This is a genomic window from Sphingobium sp. GW456-12-10-14-TSB1, assembly GCF_059424385.1.
Window position 1 is genome coordinate 2,707,577 of the sequence record NZ_JBWKZI010000001.1, and the last position, 12,740, is coordinate 2,720,316.

At 64.2% G+C, this 12,740-nt stretch carries 19 protein-coding genes; 15 read left to right on the top strand and 4 right to left on the bottom strand.

The window, feature by feature from the left end:
• Window positions 1-152: 152 nt before the first annotated feature.
• Window positions 153-593: a CopD family protein gene (locus tag AC07X9_RS13165; protein ID WP_017183161.1), complete on the bottom strand. Its 441-nt coding sequence runs from the start codon at window positions 591-593 to the stop codon at window positions 153-155.
• Complete coding sequence (gene hemE / locus AC07X9_RS13170; protein ID WP_017183162.1) at window positions 593-1,648, bottom strand: uroporphyrinogen decarboxylase; 1,056 nt, start codon at window positions 1,646-1,648, stop codon at window positions 593-595. Before hemE ends, AC07X9_RS13165 begins: the two co-directional genes overlap by 1 nt.
• A gap of 289 nt (window positions 1,649-1,937) precedes the next feature.
• On the opposite strand from hemE, the gene AC07X9_RS13175 reads away from it, so the two are divergent.
• From AC07X9_RS13175 to AC07X9_RS13225, 11 genes are all read left to right on the top strand, one after another.
• Entirely contained in the window at window positions 1,938-2,765 is an 828-nt protein-coding gene (locus AC07X9_RS13175; RefSeq protein ID WP_017183163.1) for a pyruvate, water dikinase regulatory protein, read from the top strand.
• A complete protein-coding gene (locus AC07X9_RS13180) occupies window positions 2,762-3,355 on the top strand; it encodes a Maf family protein (protein ID WP_017183164.1) in 594 nt (197 codons plus the stop codon). Before AC07X9_RS13175 ends, AC07X9_RS13180 begins: the two co-directional genes overlap by 4 nt.
• Window positions 3,352-4,176: a shikimate dehydrogenase gene (gene aroE, locus AC07X9_RS13185; protein ID WP_017183165.1), complete on the top strand. Its 825-nt coding sequence runs from the start codon at window positions 3,352-3,354 to the stop codon at window positions 4,174-4,176. Before AC07X9_RS13180 ends, aroE begins: the two co-directional genes overlap by 4 nt.
• An 11-nt stretch (window positions 4,177-4,187) precedes the next feature.
• Window positions 4,188-4,781, top strand: coding sequence for a dephospho-CoA kinase (gene coaE / locus AC07X9_RS13190; protein ID WP_017183166.1), 594 nt, complete (start codon window positions 4,188-4,190; stop codon window positions 4,779-4,781).
• A gap of 32 nt (window positions 4,782-4,813) precedes the next feature.
• Window positions 4,814-5,515, top strand: a complete 702-nt coding sequence (gene dnaQ / locus AC07X9_RS13195) for a DNA polymerase III subunit epsilon (protein WP_017183167.1) — start codon at window positions 4,814-4,816, stop codon at window positions 5,513-5,515.
• Between the two features lie 75 nt (window positions 5,516-5,590).
• Window positions 5,591-6,196 (top strand): ribosome hibernation-promoting factor, HPF/YfiA family, encoded by a 606-nt coding sequence (gene hpf / locus AC07X9_RS13200; RefSeq protein ID WP_017183168.1) that lies wholly within the window; start codon window positions 5,591-5,593, stop codon window positions 6,194-6,196.
• 130 nt (window positions 6,197-6,326) lie between these two features.
• Window positions 6,327-6,794, top strand: coding sequence for a PTS sugar transporter subunit IIA (locus tag AC07X9_RS13205; protein ID WP_017183169.1), 468 nt, complete (start codon window positions 6,327-6,329; stop codon window positions 6,792-6,794).
• Window positions 6,781-7,251: a PaaI family thioesterase gene (locus tag AC07X9_RS13210; protein ID WP_026002390.1), complete on the top strand. Its 471-nt coding sequence runs from the start codon at window positions 6,781-6,783 to the stop codon at window positions 7,249-7,251. Before AC07X9_RS13205 ends, AC07X9_RS13210 begins: the two co-directional genes overlap by 14 nt.
• Window positions 7,241-7,594, top strand: a complete 354-nt coding sequence (locus AC07X9_RS13215; protein ID WP_017183171.1) for a DUF1491 family protein — start codon at window positions 7,241-7,243, stop codon at window positions 7,592-7,594. The genes AC07X9_RS13210 and AC07X9_RS13215 overlap by 11 nt, the downstream gene beginning before the upstream one ends.
• Before the next feature lie 177 nt (window positions 7,595-7,771).
• Window positions 7,772-8,443, top strand: coding sequence for a cell wall hydrolase (locus AC07X9_RS13220; protein ID WP_017183172.1), 672 nt, complete (start codon window positions 7,772-7,774; stop codon window positions 8,441-8,443).
• Window positions 8,444-8,554: 111 nt separating this feature from the next.
• Window positions 8,555-9,049: an MmcB family DNA repair protein gene (locus AC07X9_RS13225; protein WP_026002392.1), complete on the top strand. Its 495-nt coding sequence runs from the start codon at window positions 8,555-8,557 to the stop codon at window positions 9,047-9,049.
• Window positions 9,050-9,062: 13 nt separating this feature from the next.
• Here the strand turns inward: AC07X9_RS13225 and AC07X9_RS13230 are convergent, their stop codons facing one another.
• Window positions 9,063-9,689 (bottom strand): ankyrin repeat domain-containing protein, encoded by a 627-nt coding sequence (locus AC07X9_RS13230; RefSeq protein WP_026002393.1) that lies wholly within the window; start codon window positions 9,687-9,689, stop codon window positions 9,063-9,065.
• Between the two features lie 41 nt (window positions 9,690-9,730).
• Between AC07X9_RS13230 and AC07X9_RS13235 the strand changes: the two genes are divergently transcribed.
• From AC07X9_RS13235 to AC07X9_RS13250, 4 genes are read left to right on the top strand one after another with little or no spacing between them, the layout of a single operon-like run.
• Window positions 9,731-10,384, top strand: coding sequence for an SCO family protein (locus AC07X9_RS13235; RefSeq protein WP_017183175.1), 654 nt, complete (start codon window positions 9,731-9,733; stop codon window positions 10,382-10,384).
• 3 nt (window positions 10,385-10,387) lie between these two features.
• Window positions 10,388-10,813 carry a YcgN family cysteine cluster protein gene (locus AC07X9_RS13240; protein ID WP_017183176.1) on the top strand — a complete coding sequence of 142 codons (426 nt, stop codon included), beginning with the start codon at window positions 10,388-10,390 and terminating at the stop codon, window positions 10,811-10,813.
• Window positions 10,794-11,510: a M48 family metallopeptidase gene (locus AC07X9_RS13245; RefSeq protein WP_017183177.1), complete on the top strand. Its 717-nt coding sequence runs from the start codon at window positions 10,794-10,796 to the stop codon at window positions 11,508-11,510. Before AC07X9_RS13240 ends, AC07X9_RS13245 begins: the two co-directional genes overlap by 20 nt.
• 4 nt (window positions 11,511-11,514) lie before the next feature.
• Window positions 11,515-11,814: a hypothetical protein gene (locus AC07X9_RS13250; protein WP_017183178.1), complete on the top strand. Its 300-nt coding sequence runs from the start codon at window positions 11,515-11,517 to the stop codon at window positions 11,812-11,814.
• A 47-nt stretch (window positions 11,815-11,861) separates the two neighbouring features.
• Here the strand turns inward: AC07X9_RS13250 and trhO are convergent, their stop codons facing one another.
• On the bottom strand, window positions 11,862-12,731 hold the full coding sequence (trhO, locus tag AC07X9_RS13255) for an oxygen-dependent tRNA uridine(34) hydroxylase TrhO (protein ID WP_017183179.1): 870 nt from the start codon (window positions 12,729-12,731) through the stop codon (window positions 11,862-11,864).
• Between the last annotated feature and the right edge of the window lie 9 nt (window positions 12,732-12,740).

Sequence of the window (12,740 nt, forward strand, 5' to 3'; positions counted from 1 at the left end):
ATCTCAACCGGATCAAAGTGAAGTCATTCCGCTTAACTTCGCACTTTTCCCGGTGAATCGGACATTTTATTGCGCCGGGCTGATCCTATCGGAAAGTGACCAGGGGATAATAGCAGCACAGACCGGTGTAGGACAGACGACCCCTCCCCTACTCAAAAAGGCTTCACGATCACGGCGATGACGATGACTGCGGCGGCGATGCCGGGGACTTCGTTGAACAGGCGCAACTGCCTGTCGGTCAGGGTGCGCTGTCCCTTGGCCAGTTTCCTGGCATAGCCAGCGATACAGCCATGATAGGCCGACAGGCCCAGCACGAAGAGCAGTTTGAGGTGGAACCAGCCAAAGCTCCACGCGCCAATCTCCACCATCAGCATCAGCCCGAAAATCCAGGTCAGCGCAAGCGAGGGGTTGAGGATGATCTTGAGCAGCCGCTTTTCCCGATCGATCCATTTGCGATCCTCGTCCGATCCCGGCGCGCTTTCCTGATGATAGACGAAGAAGCGCGGCATCATGAACAATCCCGCCATCAGGAAGATGACGAAAATCACATGGGCAGCCTTCACCCAGAGATAAGCGGCACCAAGATAAGCCATCAGACGCCCTTTCCGTTGCGGACATAGGCGATCAGCGCCTCGACATGCGCGATCGGCGTGTCGGGGAGGATGCCATGGCCCAGATTCATGATGTGCGGCCGGTCGGCGAAGGCCGCGCGGATATTGTCCACCGCCTGTTCGACGGCCTGCCCGCCCGCGATCAGCGCCAGCGGATCGAGATTGCCCTGTACGGCCAGCCCCTTTGGCAGGACGCGGTTGGCCCAGTGGGGATCGACCGTTTCATCCACGCCGATCGCATCGACCCCGGTGCCAGCGGCATAATCGGCGAGCTTCGCGCCTGCGCCCTTGGGGAAGCCAATGATCGGGATAGCAGGATGCAGCGCCTTCAACTTGCGCACGATCGCGGCGTTGGGCTGGATCACCCAGCGGTCGAACTGAAGCGGGGCCAGGCTGCCGGCCCAGCTGTCGAACAATTGCACCGCTTCGACCCCGGCATCGATCTGGCCCGACAGATAGGTGACCGTCGCATCGACAATGGCATCGATCAGCGCGCCAAAGCGGACAGGATCGCCATAGGCGAGGCGACGGGCCGCGCCCTGATCCTTGCTGCCCTGCCCTGCGACCATATAGGTGGCGATGGTCCAGGGGCTGCCTGCAAAGCCCAGGAAGGTGACGGAAGGGTCGAGCGCTGCCTTGACCTGCCGGACCGTCTCATAGACCGCGTCGAAGCGGCTGAAATCGGGTTTGAGGGCGGCAAGGTCGGTTTCAGCGAGGATGGGCGCGAGACGCGGGCCTTCGCCAGCCTCGAACCACAGATCCTGTCCCATGGCGTAGGGGACGATCAGAATGTCGGAAAAGAGGATCGCCCCGTCAAAGCCGAACCGGCGCAGGGGTTGCAGAGTCACTTCGGCAGCGGCGGCGCTGTCATAGACGAGTTCGAGGAATCCGCCCTTGTCAGCCCGCAGCGCGCGATATTCGGGCAGGTAGCGCCCGGCCTGGCGCATGAGCCACATGGGCGGCACGGCCGGACGGTCGCCAGAGAGGACGCCAAGCAGAGGCTTGGTAGCAAGGACCGGCGGCGCGTCGAGGCTCATCTATTCTCTCTTAATATAGGATTCAGAAGGATGATGGAGATAGTAGGGACGTTGGCAGCGGGGTTTATGCGCTGTGCCCGGATTTGCCAACAGCTTGACTCCCCTGCCTGACGCTTTGCCGTCCGAGTCAGCCGCTCTATCCCCGTTATCCACAGCCTGTGGATGAAATTATCGGTCTGTTGGGGGTCTGTGGATAAGATTCCGGGCTTCGTGGACGAAGCGAAAGGCGGGATTTTGTCCCCAACTCCTCCCTTGCTTTATCCACAGCCTGCCCACACAGATATGGGCCATGTCGCGCATCCACCTGCACCTTCTGTCGGACTCCACCGGTGAAACGCTGGAGAATATAGCCAAGGCCGCGATCGGCCTGTTCGAAAATGTGGAAGCGATCCGGCACTTCTGGCCGATGGTGCGCTCCGAAGTCCATCTCGACCGGATCATGCAGGAAATCGCGGCCAATCCGGGGCTGGTGCTGTTCACGCTGACCAACCATATGTTGCGGCGGCGGCTGGAAACGCGCTGCAGGGCGCTGGGCCTGCCCCATGTCGCCGCATTGGACAGCGTGGCAGACGCGCTGTCCAACATATTGGGGCAGGAAACGCGGACCCGGCCGGGGCGCAAACATATATTGGACGAAGCCTATTTCGCCCGGATCGAGGCGATCCAGTTTACCATCGCCCATGATGACGGCGTGGGCCATGAAAATTGGGAGGAGGCCGACATCGTGCTGGCGGGCGTGTCGCGCGCGTCCAAGACGCCGACGTCGATCTATCTTGCCAATCGCGGTTACAAGACCGCCAACATCCCGCTGGTGCCGGAATCCCCGCCGCCCAAAAGCCTCTATAGCCTGAAGCATCCGATGATCGTCGGCTTGACGGTCAGCCCGGATCGGCTGATCCAGATCCGGCGCAACCGGCTGCTCTCGCTCAATCAGGCGCCGGAAACCGCCTATGTCGACAATGAGAAGGTGCAGGAGGAACTGGCCTTTGCCCGGCGCATGTTCGCCGACAATGGCTGGCCGGTGATCGACATGACGCGCCGGTCGATCGAGGAAGCGGCCGCGGCGATCATCAACCTGTTCAACGACCATGTTCTGGATGAAGGGGCGGCATCATGATCGTGCTCGCGTCGCAAAGCGCAAGTCGCCGGGCGCTGCTGGAGGCGGCGAAGATAGAGTTTGAAGCGCTTTCGCCCGGCGTGGACGAGGAGGCGGCCAAGGAGGCGTTGCGCGCCGACGGGCTGGACGCGCGGGCGCTGGCCGATGCGCTGGCGGAATTGAAGGCGCTCAAGGTTTCGCGCCGGGTGCCGGGCGGGCTGGTGCTGGGGTGCGACCAGACGCTAAGCCTGGATGATGGCAGCATGATCGACAAGGCGGTCGACCGGGCGGACGCAGCGCGGATACTGCGCCTGCTGTCCGGGCGGGTGCATCATCTGCACAGCGCAGCGGTGATCGTGCTGAACGGCGAACCGATCTGGCGGCATGTCGAGCGAGTGCGGATGACGGTGCGGCCATTGTCCGACGCCTTCATCGACGCCTATCTGGAGAGCGATTGGGAGGAATGCCGCTGGTGCGTGGGTTGTTACCGGATCGAGGGGCCGGGGGCGCAGCTGTTCAGCAAGGTGGAGGGCAGCCAGTTTGCGATTCAGGGCTTGCCGTTGCTGCCCCTGCTTGACTTTCTGCGCGTGCGCGGCGTTCTGGCGGCATGACCGACACGCTCCCCTATGCCGAAGTGATTGGCGACCCGATCACGCACAGCAAATCGCCGCTGATCCATAATTTCTGGCTGAAAGCGCTGGATATAGAGGCGGAGTATCGCAAGACGCATGTGACGCCCGACGGGCTGGCCGCCTATTTCCTGCAACGGCGCGCCGATCCCGACTGGCTGGGCTGCAATGTCACCCTTCCGCACAAGATTGCGGTGATGGACTATACCGACGATCCGGGCGGGGTGCGCGCGCGGATCGGGGCGATGAATACGATCGCCAGCGAAACCGGCGGGCCGCTGATCGGCACCAATACCGATGCGGGCGGCTTCCTCCAGCCCCTGCTGCGCGACAAATGGAAAGGGCAGAGCGCCGTGCTGATCGGCGCGGGCGGCGCGGCGCGGGCGATCCTGTTTGCGCTGTCGAGCCTGGGCGTGGCCGACCTGACCGTCATGGTGCGCGATGTCGCCAAGGGGCAGGCCTTGTTCGACCGGGCGGGGCTGAAAGGTCGTGTCATCGGCATGACCGATCCGCTGCCGGCCTGCGACCTGCTGGTCAACAGCACGTCGCTGGGGATGGTCGGCCAGCCGGTGCTGGACCTGGACCTTACCCCCCTGCCCGCCAGCGCGACCGTTTACGACATTGTCTATGCGCCGCTGGAAACGGACTTGCTGAAGGCGGCGCGGGCGCGGGGTCTCAAGACGCTCGACGGGCTGGAGATGCTGATCGGGCAGGCGGCGCTGGCCTTTGACATCTTCTTCGATGCGCAGGCACCGCGCGAGCTGGACGAGCAATTGCGCGCGTTGCTGCTGGCGGCGGACTGACGGATAGCGTCATGAAGATTTACGGCCTGACCGGATCGATCGGCATGGGCAAGTCCGCGGTCGCGGCGATGTTCCGGCGGGAGGGCGTGCCCCTGTTCGATGCCGATGCGCAAGTCCATCGGCTGCAAGGGCCGGGCGGCGCGCTGATTCCCGCGATCGAGGCGCGCTTTCCCGGCACGACCGGACCCGATGGCGTGGACCGGGCGAAACTGGGCGCGGCTGTCTTTGGCCATCCCCATGAACTCAGGGCGCTGGAAGCGATCGTCCATCCGGCGGTGCAGGCGGCGCGGCGCACGTTCCTGCAACGGCACCGTTCGCGCCGTTTCGTGATTCTCGATGTACCGCTGCTGTTCGAGACCCATGGGCACAAGCGGCTGGCCGGCGTCATCGTCGTCACCGCGCCGGCGTGGAAACAGCGCAAGCGGGTGCTGGCGCGGCCGGGCATGACGCCCGCCAAATTCCGCCGGATCGTCCATCTCCAGACCCCCGACGCGGAAAAACGGCGGCGGGCCGATCATATCATCCACACCGGCACGACCTTTACCCAGACTCGCGCGCAGGTGCGGCGTCTGGTCGCTTGCCTTGGGGCAAAGATAGGCCGATAAGGGTTTGCCCAAGAGTCGATATGAAGAGGGCGATGCGCGAGATTATTTTCGATACCGAAACGACCGGATTCGATCCGGCCTCCGGCGACCGACTGGTCGAGATCGGCTGCATCGAACTGATCAATCGCGTGCCAAGCGGGCGGACCTTCCATGCCTATTACAACCCGCAGCGCGACATGCCTGCGGCGGCCGAGGCGGTGCATGGCCTGTCGTCGATTTTCCTGAAGGACAAGCCGCTGTTCGCCAGCGGCGTGGACGAACTGCTCGCCTTTCTGGAGGATAGCCCGCTGGTCGCGCATAATGCGCGCTTCGATTTCGGCTTCCTGAACCATGAATTGCGGCTGTGCGGGCGGCCCGACGTGTCGATGACGCGGATGATCGACACGGTGGCGATCGCCCGGACGCTGCATCCGGGCGCTAAGCACAGCCTGGACGCGCTCTGCACCCGATACGGCATCGATCGCAGCCATCGCATCAAGCATGGCGCGCTGCTGGACGCCGAATTGCTGGCGCAGCTTTACATCGAACTGACCGGCGGCCGTCAGATCGGCCTGGGTCTTGCACAGGAGGAGGAAAAAGCAGCCATCGACGGGGAACTTGGCGCTGGCGCCATGGTTCGCCCTGTTCGTCCCGCGCGCGTTTTTGCAGCGAGCGCGGTGGAGCTGGAACGGCATGGCAGGTTCATCGCGACCCTGGACAAGCCGATCTGGCTGGAGGAGGCGCTGGCGGGCTGACACAAAGGCCCGTGTCCGTGCCTCCAGTTTATCCGGGCCGCTTCCTGCGACCCGGCAAGAATAAGGAGAAGGCATATGGATATTCGTGTTTCCGGGCATCAGGTCGACACGGGCGATGCGCTCAAGCAGCATGTCGCAGACCGCATGGAGGCGATGGCCGAGAAATATTTTTCCCGCACGATTTCGGCCCATGTGACCTTTCGACCCGCGCCGCACGGCGCCTTCCACTGCGACATCATCTGTCATGTGATGACCGGCCTGATCCTGAAGGGAGCAGGCGAGGCGCAGGAGGCGCATCCGTCCTTTGACCAGGCGGCGGACCGGATCGAAAAGCAGCTGCGCCGCTATATGCGCCGCCTGAAGGACCGGCACAGCCAAGCCAGTGCGGCCGAAGCGCAGCGGGTCAGCAGCTTGAGCGTCGATGATATTGACGGGGCGGGCTACACCATCTTCGCCTCGCCCGCGGACGAGCAGGAGGAGGTCGAGGATTCCCCGCTGATCGTTGCGGAAACGCGCGTCGATATTCCCGAAGCCAGCGTGTCCGACGCGGTGATGATGCTGGACCTGCGCAACACCAATGCGCTGCTGTTCGTCAATGCCGGCACCGCGGCCTACAACATGGTCTATCGTCGCCATGACGGGACCATCGGTTGGGTCGAACCGCGCATGACGGCGCGCTGAACCAGCCAGTCGCCATGGGCCGCCTGTTGACCTGATGGTGCAGGCGGCTTATGGGGCCGGGCTTTCTATTCCCCGATCACCGCGCATCTAGACCCCAGGCTGAGCGCGGCTCGGCTGGTTCGGACAGACCATGGTTGATTTCCACGACATCGTTTCAGCGGACGCGCTCGCCACCGGCCTGACGGTAAACGGCAAGAAGCAGTTGTTCCAGAAGATCGCGACGCTCGCGGCCTGCGCCTATGGGCTGGACGCCGACGAGGTTGGCGACGCGCTGTTCGAGCGGGAACGGCTGGGTTCGACCGGATTTGGCGGCGGTGTCGCCATTCCCCATGCCAAGATTGCCGGGCTGGACCGAATGTGCGGGCTGGTCGTGCTGCTCGATCCGCCAGTGCCGTTCGATGCGGTCGACGATGCGCCGGTCGACATCGTCTTTGCACTGCTGTCGCCGGTCGATAGCGGAGCGGAACATCTCAAGACGCTGGCGCGGGTGTCGCGCTATCTGCGTGACGATAATCAGGTCGCGCGGTTGCGCGGGGCCAAGTCGGACGCGGCGCTGCACGCGCTGCTGGCCGGTGGCGGGGCGCGTGACGCTGCCTGAGGCAGGCACGCCCGCAAGCGGCGAGACCGCGCATTTCCGTGCGCTGGAAAATCTCTATCGCTCCGCGCCGATCAACCGGCTGTTCCGGTCGGATATCGCGATTCAGGAACCGGGGCGTTGCATCATCGATTTCGATGTCGATGAAAGCCAGTTTCATGCCGCCGGCGCGGTCCACGGCACCGTCTATTTCAAGATGCTGGACGATGCGGCCTTTTACGCGGCCAACAGCCTGGTCAGTGACCGATTCCTGCTGACCACCGCGTTCAACCTGCTGTTCACCAGGCCAATTGCGCCGGGCCGGATTCGGGCCGAGGGACGCTGGATCAGTGGCAAGCGCCGCGTCTATGTGGCCGAGGCCAGCCTGATCGATTCCGATGGCGAGGAGGTCGGGCGCGGCACCGGCACCTTCATGCGGTCGCAATTCCCGCTGTCATCGCTGCCGGGATATGGTGGCTGAGTCGCAGGACGGCGCGCGGCTGACCAGCGCTATCCTGGTCAATGCGCTGGTGCGGCGCACCAATGCGGCTGGCGGCTTTGCCACGATCATCGTCAAGGGCGACGAAACGAGCGGCGTCATATTGGTACAAGTCCTTGAAAAGGGCAAAGAAACTGGTTTGTTCGAGCGTGTATCGAACTTTGCCGGCGGCTATGCGTTGATGCGCTGTGGACCGTCCCTGGAGGATGGCCCGGAGGCGCTCGCCACCTATGTGGCGCGTCGGCGCAGGTCGGACCCCGACCTGTGGATAATCGAACTCGATATCCCGGAAGCAGAACGGTTCGCCGCTGAAACGATCTGCTGATCGTTGACTTAGTGCAATGGTCCGTGCAGAGGCCCCGCCAACGCTGAACGCGCAGGTTGCTGCATTCGTCCAAGGGGGGCGGATTTGGTAAACACGCAGACGGGGGGCGGCCAGACGTCAAGGAATATGGGTATAAGACGACGTCCAAGGCCAAGAACCGCACGTTTTTGAGTCATAATGAGTTTTCGATTGAGGGCCGCGATCATCGTGGCATTTGCGCTGTCCGCTACAGCGGCCGTGACCGCTTCCGACATGTCGATCGCCGGTGAGTCGATCCATTCGGTAGCGTCCCTGTCCAGCGGCGACGCGCTGACGACAGCGCCTGCGGCCGCACAGAAGCCCGCAATCACTTTTGCCGCGCCGCGCGAAATCGTGCAGCCGCTGGCTTCGGCCTCCAAGGCCGATCTGACCTATTCCACCGAATCCGACATGCAGGCGAGCAGCCTGGCCGCGCTGGTCGACGCCCATGGCGACGCCGAAGCCGTGGACGGCGACATGAAATGCCTGGCCGGAGCGGTCTATTTCGAATCCAAGGGCGAAAGCCTGGAAGGCCAGCTGGCCGTGGCACGGGTGATCATCAACCGCGCCAAATCGGGCCGCTTTGCCGACAGCCTGTGCGGCGTCGTCTATCAGCCCAGCCAGTTCAGCTTCGTGCGCGGGCACGGGATGCCGCCGATCCGCATCGAAAGCAACGCCTGGCGCGAGGCCGTCGCCATCGCCCAGATCGCCATGGACGACAGCTGGAACAGCCGGGCCGAAGGCGCCCTTTTCTTCCACGCCCGCCGCGTTTCGCCGGGCTGGGGCAAGGCCAAGCTGGCGATGATCGACAATCATATCTTCTATCGTTGAGCGACGGCGCGCGATTGGCGCGCTTCCTTTGGGGTGGATCATGAAAAGGCCGGTTCGGGTTCTACCGAATCGGCCTTTTCTTTTGTTCCTGACTTGTTCTAAAGTCGCGCCATGAGTAGCGCCCCGATCGAAAGCTGTTCCCCATTGACCGACGGCACTGCGCTGGCGGTGGCGCGGGGGACGTTGCGGCTGTTTTTCCGCCACGACATGAGCGGCATAATGGAAGTGCCGCTGCCCAACGGGCGGCGCGCCGACATCATGGCGATCGACGGGGCGGGGCGGCTGACGATCGTGGAGATCAAGTGCAGCCGGGCGGACTTGCTGGGCGACATGAAATGGCCCGATTATTTCGACTATTGCGACCGCTATTATTGGGCAGTGCCGATGGGGTTCGACCTGTCGCTGTTCGACAGTGAATCGCTGTGGCCCGCGCGCACCGGCCTGATCGTCGCGGATCAATATGACGCCGAACTGGTCCGTCCCGCGCCGATCGAGCCATTGGCCGCGGCCCGGCGCAAGGCGGAGACATTACGCTTTGCCCGGCGGGCGGCGCGGCGGCTGACGGCGATCAACGATCCCGATCATGCGGCCGAGATCGGCTGGTAGGCCGGGCTTTAGCTCAGAATACCGGACCCTGCACCGGGCCTTTGGGCGTGGTGCTGGTCTTGGCGGCGGCGAGCGCTTCGGCAAGGCCGGGCGTGCGGTTGTCCCGGTTGGCATAGTCGCGGGCGGACATGCCGGCGATGGAATCGCGCTTGTCGGGATCGGCGCCCTGCGCCACGAGCAGCCGGACCAGCCCCAGATCGCGCAGTTGCACCGCGCGGATCAGCGGGGTTTCGCCGCTGCCATTGGTTTTGTCCACCTGCGCGCCGCGCGCGATCAGCGTGCGTGCCCCCTCTTCGAAACGGCCCTGCACCGCCTTCATCAGCGGGGTGTTGCCTTCATTGTCGGCCAGATTGGGGTTCGCCCCCTTGGCCAGCATGAAGGCGAGCCAGGTGGCGTCGCGCCGGGCGATGATGATGTGCAGCGCGGTCTCACCCGATGTGACGTCACGGCTGTTGACCACGGTGGAGCCGGGCTTTTGCAGCAGGTCGGTGACCTTCTGCCCGTCGGCATCCTTCACGGCCTTCAGGAAATTATAATTGTCGGAAAATTGCGCCTGCGCGGCGACCGGGGACAGCAGCGCCAGCGTCAATGCGGCGGCGCGCCCCAGACCCATCCATGCGCTCAACCCGGTCTTGCTCATCATCTGCCCCGTATCATTTGCAAATCGGCCCATAGCAAGGCATGGCTGGCGGCACCATGAACAAAGCAAAGATTGCGATCGCCCTGCCGCTGCTGGCCCTGCTGGCTGCGTGCAATATGGGGACGGACGGGAACGCATCAAGCGGCGATAGCGCGCAGGGCGAACTGGCGGGCGCGCGGATCGGCGCGCCTTTCACCCTGACCGATCAGGATGGCAAGCCCAGAAGCTGGGACGATTTCAAGGGCCAGTATCGCCTGGTCTATTTCGGTTACACCTATTGCCCGGATGTCTGCCCGGTCGACCTGCAACGCATCATGCAGGCGTTCAGCCAGTTCGAAAAGGCGCAGCCCGCGCTGGCGGCGAAGGTCCAGCCGATCTTCATCAGCGTCGATCCGGCGCGCGATACCCCCGCGGTCCTCAAACCCTATGTCGCGGCTTTCCACCCGCGCCTCATCGGCCTGACCGGCACGCCGGAGCAGATCGCCAGGGTCGCCAAGGATTTCGTCGTCCTCTACAATGTGGACGGTAAGCCGGGGGACAAGGATTATCTGGTCAGCCACAGCCGCACGCCATATCTGTTCGATCCCGACGGCAAGCCGGTTGCGCTGGTCCCGGTCGATGATCCGGGCACGCCGAACGTGGACGAAGGCGCGCCGGACAAGGTGCTGGCTGCCCTCAGGAAATGGGTGAAATAGGGCTTGGACTTCTGGGAAAAGCCTCTCCACACGCTGGATGCCGCCCAGTGGGAGGCATTGTGCGACGGGTGCGGAAAATGCTGCCTGCACAAGGCGGAGGATGAGGATACGGGGCATATCTACCCCACCAATGTCGCCTGCCGCCTGCTCGACCGCCATAGCGGCCAGTGCACCAGCTACAGGAACCGCCGCAAATTCGTGCCCGATTGCGTGCGGCTGACCCCGGCCAAGGTGAAGCAGATCAGCTGGCTGCCGCGCACCTGCGCCTATCGCCTGCGTGAAGCGGGCGAGCCGTTGCCCGACTGGCATTATCTGGTCTGCGGCGACCGGGAAGCGGTGCATCGCGCGCAGGAATCGGTGCGCGGCTGGACCGTGGCGGAGGCGGAAGCGGGCGACCTGGAGAATCATCTTGTCGACCGGGACATCTGATCCCGACGTCGCGATCCTGATCGACGGCGTGGCGATGCCGGTGCGGGTGCGCCGGTCCGCACGGGCGCGCGCCTACCGGCTGACGATCGACGGCGCGCGCGGCGAATTGCGCCTGTCGATGCCGGTGCGGGCGAACCTGAAGCGCGCACTGGGCTGGGCGCAGCAGCATGAAGGCTGGGTGCGTACGCAAATGGCGGCGCAACCGGCGATGACCCTGCTGGACGATGGCGCGACATTTCCGCTGGAGGGACGGGCCGTCCGCATCTGCTGGGTCGAGGGTGCGTCGCGTACGATCCGGCTGGCGGACGACCGGCTGATGCTCGGTGGGGCGGCGGAGTCTGTCAGCGCGCGGGTGCAGCGCTGGCTGGTGGCGCGGGCGCGGGCGGTGCTGGAGACCGAAACGACGGAACTGGCGCGCGAACATGGCCTGATCGTCGCGTCGGTGGGCGTGGGCGATCCGCGCAGCCGCTGGGGCAGTTGCACTTCGTCCGGTGCGATCCGCTATAGCTGGCGGCTGATCCTCTGCCCGCCCGACGTGCGCCGGTCGACCGTGGCGCATGAACTGGCGCATCTGCTGCATATGGATCATAGCGCGGCCTTTCATGCGGCACATGCGCGAATCCTTGGGGCAGACCCCCGGCCTGCGCGGGCGTGGTTGCGCGCCAACGGGGCGGGGCTGCACCGCTATCGGGCCTGAGCCGATGGCGCGCCGGAAACGCTATCTGACCGCCACCATGGCGGACGGCTATGTCAAGACGATCGGGCCGACGGCGGACCCCCTCACCCATTATTGGCGGATCGTCGCGGTGCTGGAAAATGGCAAGACGGAAGTGTTCTGGGGCCATAGCCGTTCCCTGGCCGAGGCGAAGAAGAAGCGTGGGGCAGCGGAGGACGGCGCGCGGATGCGGGGCTGGAAAAGCTATGCGTTCGAGATTGCGGAACTGGTGGAGACGGAGACAGCGCCTAAAGCCGTTCGTTTCGAGCGAAGTCGAGAAACGTAGCGCACAGGTTTCTCGACTTCGCTCGAAACGAACGGAGTTGGGTGTTTCTATCCCCGATGCGGCCACACGCCTGATCCGTCGGCGGCGCATGCATGGGCCGCATCGCGGGGATAGGGCAGGCCGCAGGCACGGCAGGTCACATAGTCGCCAACCTTGAGGCCATGGCCCACCGCCACCCGTTCATCGAACACGTAGCAATCCCCCTGCCAGCGGCTATCGCCTTCGGGCATTTCCTCCAGATAGCGCAGGATTCCGCCTTTCAGGTGGAAGACATCGTCGAAACCGCGCGCCTTGACCAGGGCGGTGGATTTTTCGCAGCGTATGCCGCCGGTGCAGAACATCGCGATCTTCGGGCTGCGCCCCTGCGCCTTCAGGTCGGCGGCGAACGCGTCGAACCAGCCGGGAAAGTCGCGAAAGGCGCGGGTGCCGGGGTCTATGGCGCGATCGAAGGTGCCGACCGCGACTTCATAGGCGTTGCGTGTGTCGATGACGATCGTGTCGGGATCAGCGATCAGCGCGTTCCAGTCGACCGGGTCGAGATGGGTGCCGGCCTGATTTGCCGGATCAAGATCGCCCACGCCCAGCGTCACGATCTCCCGCTTTACCTTCACCTTCATCCGGGCGAACGGCGCGGCCTGCGCGGTCGCATATTTGACGTCCAGATCGGCGCAACCAGGCAACTGGCGCAGATGATCGATCAAGGCCGTAATCGCGTCCGCACGGCCAGCGACCGTGCCGTTAATCCCTTCGCCCGCGACGATCAGCGTGCCGCGCATGTCGAGCGCCGTACAGAGCGTGCGCAGATCCGCCGCGATGCCCTGGGGATCATCGAAGGTGGCGAAGCGATAGAGGGCGGCGACGGTGAAAGGGTCGGGGCAAGGCGCGGTATCGGACATGGCGGCGCTATAGGCGTTCATCGGCCCTCT

What these genes read in the sequence shown, in the direction of transcription:
- AC07X9_RS13165 (WP_017183161.1), bottom strand. Translation starts at nt 593, where the DNA reads ATGGCTTATCTTGGTGCCGCTTATCTCTGGGTGAAGGCTGCCCATGTG.
- hemE (WP_017183162.1), bottom strand. Translation starts at nt 1,648, where the DNA reads ATGAGCCTCGACGCGCCGCCGGTCCTTGCTACCAAGCCTCTGCTTGGC.
- AC07X9_RS13175 (WP_017183163.1), top strand. Translation starts at nt 1,938, where the DNA reads ATGTCGCGCATCCACCTGCACCTTCTGTCGGACTCCACCGGTGAAACG.
- AC07X9_RS13180 (WP_017183164.1), top strand. Translation starts at nt 2,762, where the DNA reads ATGATCGTGCTCGCGTCGCAAAGCGCAAGTCGCCGGGCGCTGCTGGAG.
- aroE (WP_017183165.1), top strand. Translation starts at nt 3,352, where the DNA reads ATGACCGACACGCTCCCCTATGCCGAAGTGATTGGCGACCCGATCACG.
- coaE (WP_017183166.1), top strand. Translation starts at nt 4,188, where the DNA reads ATGAAGATTTACGGCCTGACCGGATCGATCGGCATGGGCAAGTCCGCG.
- dnaQ (WP_017183167.1), top strand. Translation starts at nt 4,814, where the DNA reads ATGCGCGAGATTATTTTCGATACCGAAACGACCGGATTCGATCCGGCC.
- hpf (WP_017183168.1), top strand. Translation starts at nt 5,591, where the DNA reads ATGGATATTCGTGTTTCCGGGCATCAGGTCGACACGGGCGATGCGCTC.
- AC07X9_RS13205 (WP_017183169.1), top strand. Translation starts at nt 6,327, where the DNA reads ATGGTTGATTTCCACGACATCGTTTCAGCGGACGCGCTCGCCACCGGC.
- AC07X9_RS13215 (WP_017183171.1), top strand. Translation starts at nt 7,241, where the DNA reads ATGGTGGCTGAGTCGCAGGACGGCGCGCGGCTGACCAGCGCTATCCTG.
- AC07X9_RS13220 (WP_017183172.1), top strand. Translation starts at nt 7,772, where the DNA reads ATGAGTTTTCGATTGAGGGCCGCGATCATCGTGGCATTTGCGCTGTCC.
- AC07X9_RS13225 (WP_026002392.1), top strand. Translation starts at nt 8,555, where the DNA reads ATGAGTAGCGCCCCGATCGAAAGCTGTTCCCCATTGACCGACGGCACT.
- AC07X9_RS13230 (WP_026002393.1), bottom strand. Translation starts at nt 9,689, where the DNA reads ATGAGCAAGACCGGGTTGAGCGCATGGATGGGTCTGGGGCGCGCCGCC.
- AC07X9_RS13235 (WP_017183175.1), top strand. Translation starts at nt 9,731, where the DNA reads ATGGCTGGCGGCACCATGAACAAAGCAAAGATTGCGATCGCCCTGCCG.
- AC07X9_RS13250 (WP_017183178.1), top strand. Translation starts at nt 11,515, where the DNA reads ATGGCGCGCCGGAAACGCTATCTGACCGCCACCATGGCGGACGGCTAT.
- trhO (WP_017183179.1), bottom strand. Translation starts at nt 12,731, where the DNA reads ATGAACGCCTATAGCGCCGCCATGTCCGATACCGCGCCTTGCCCCGAC.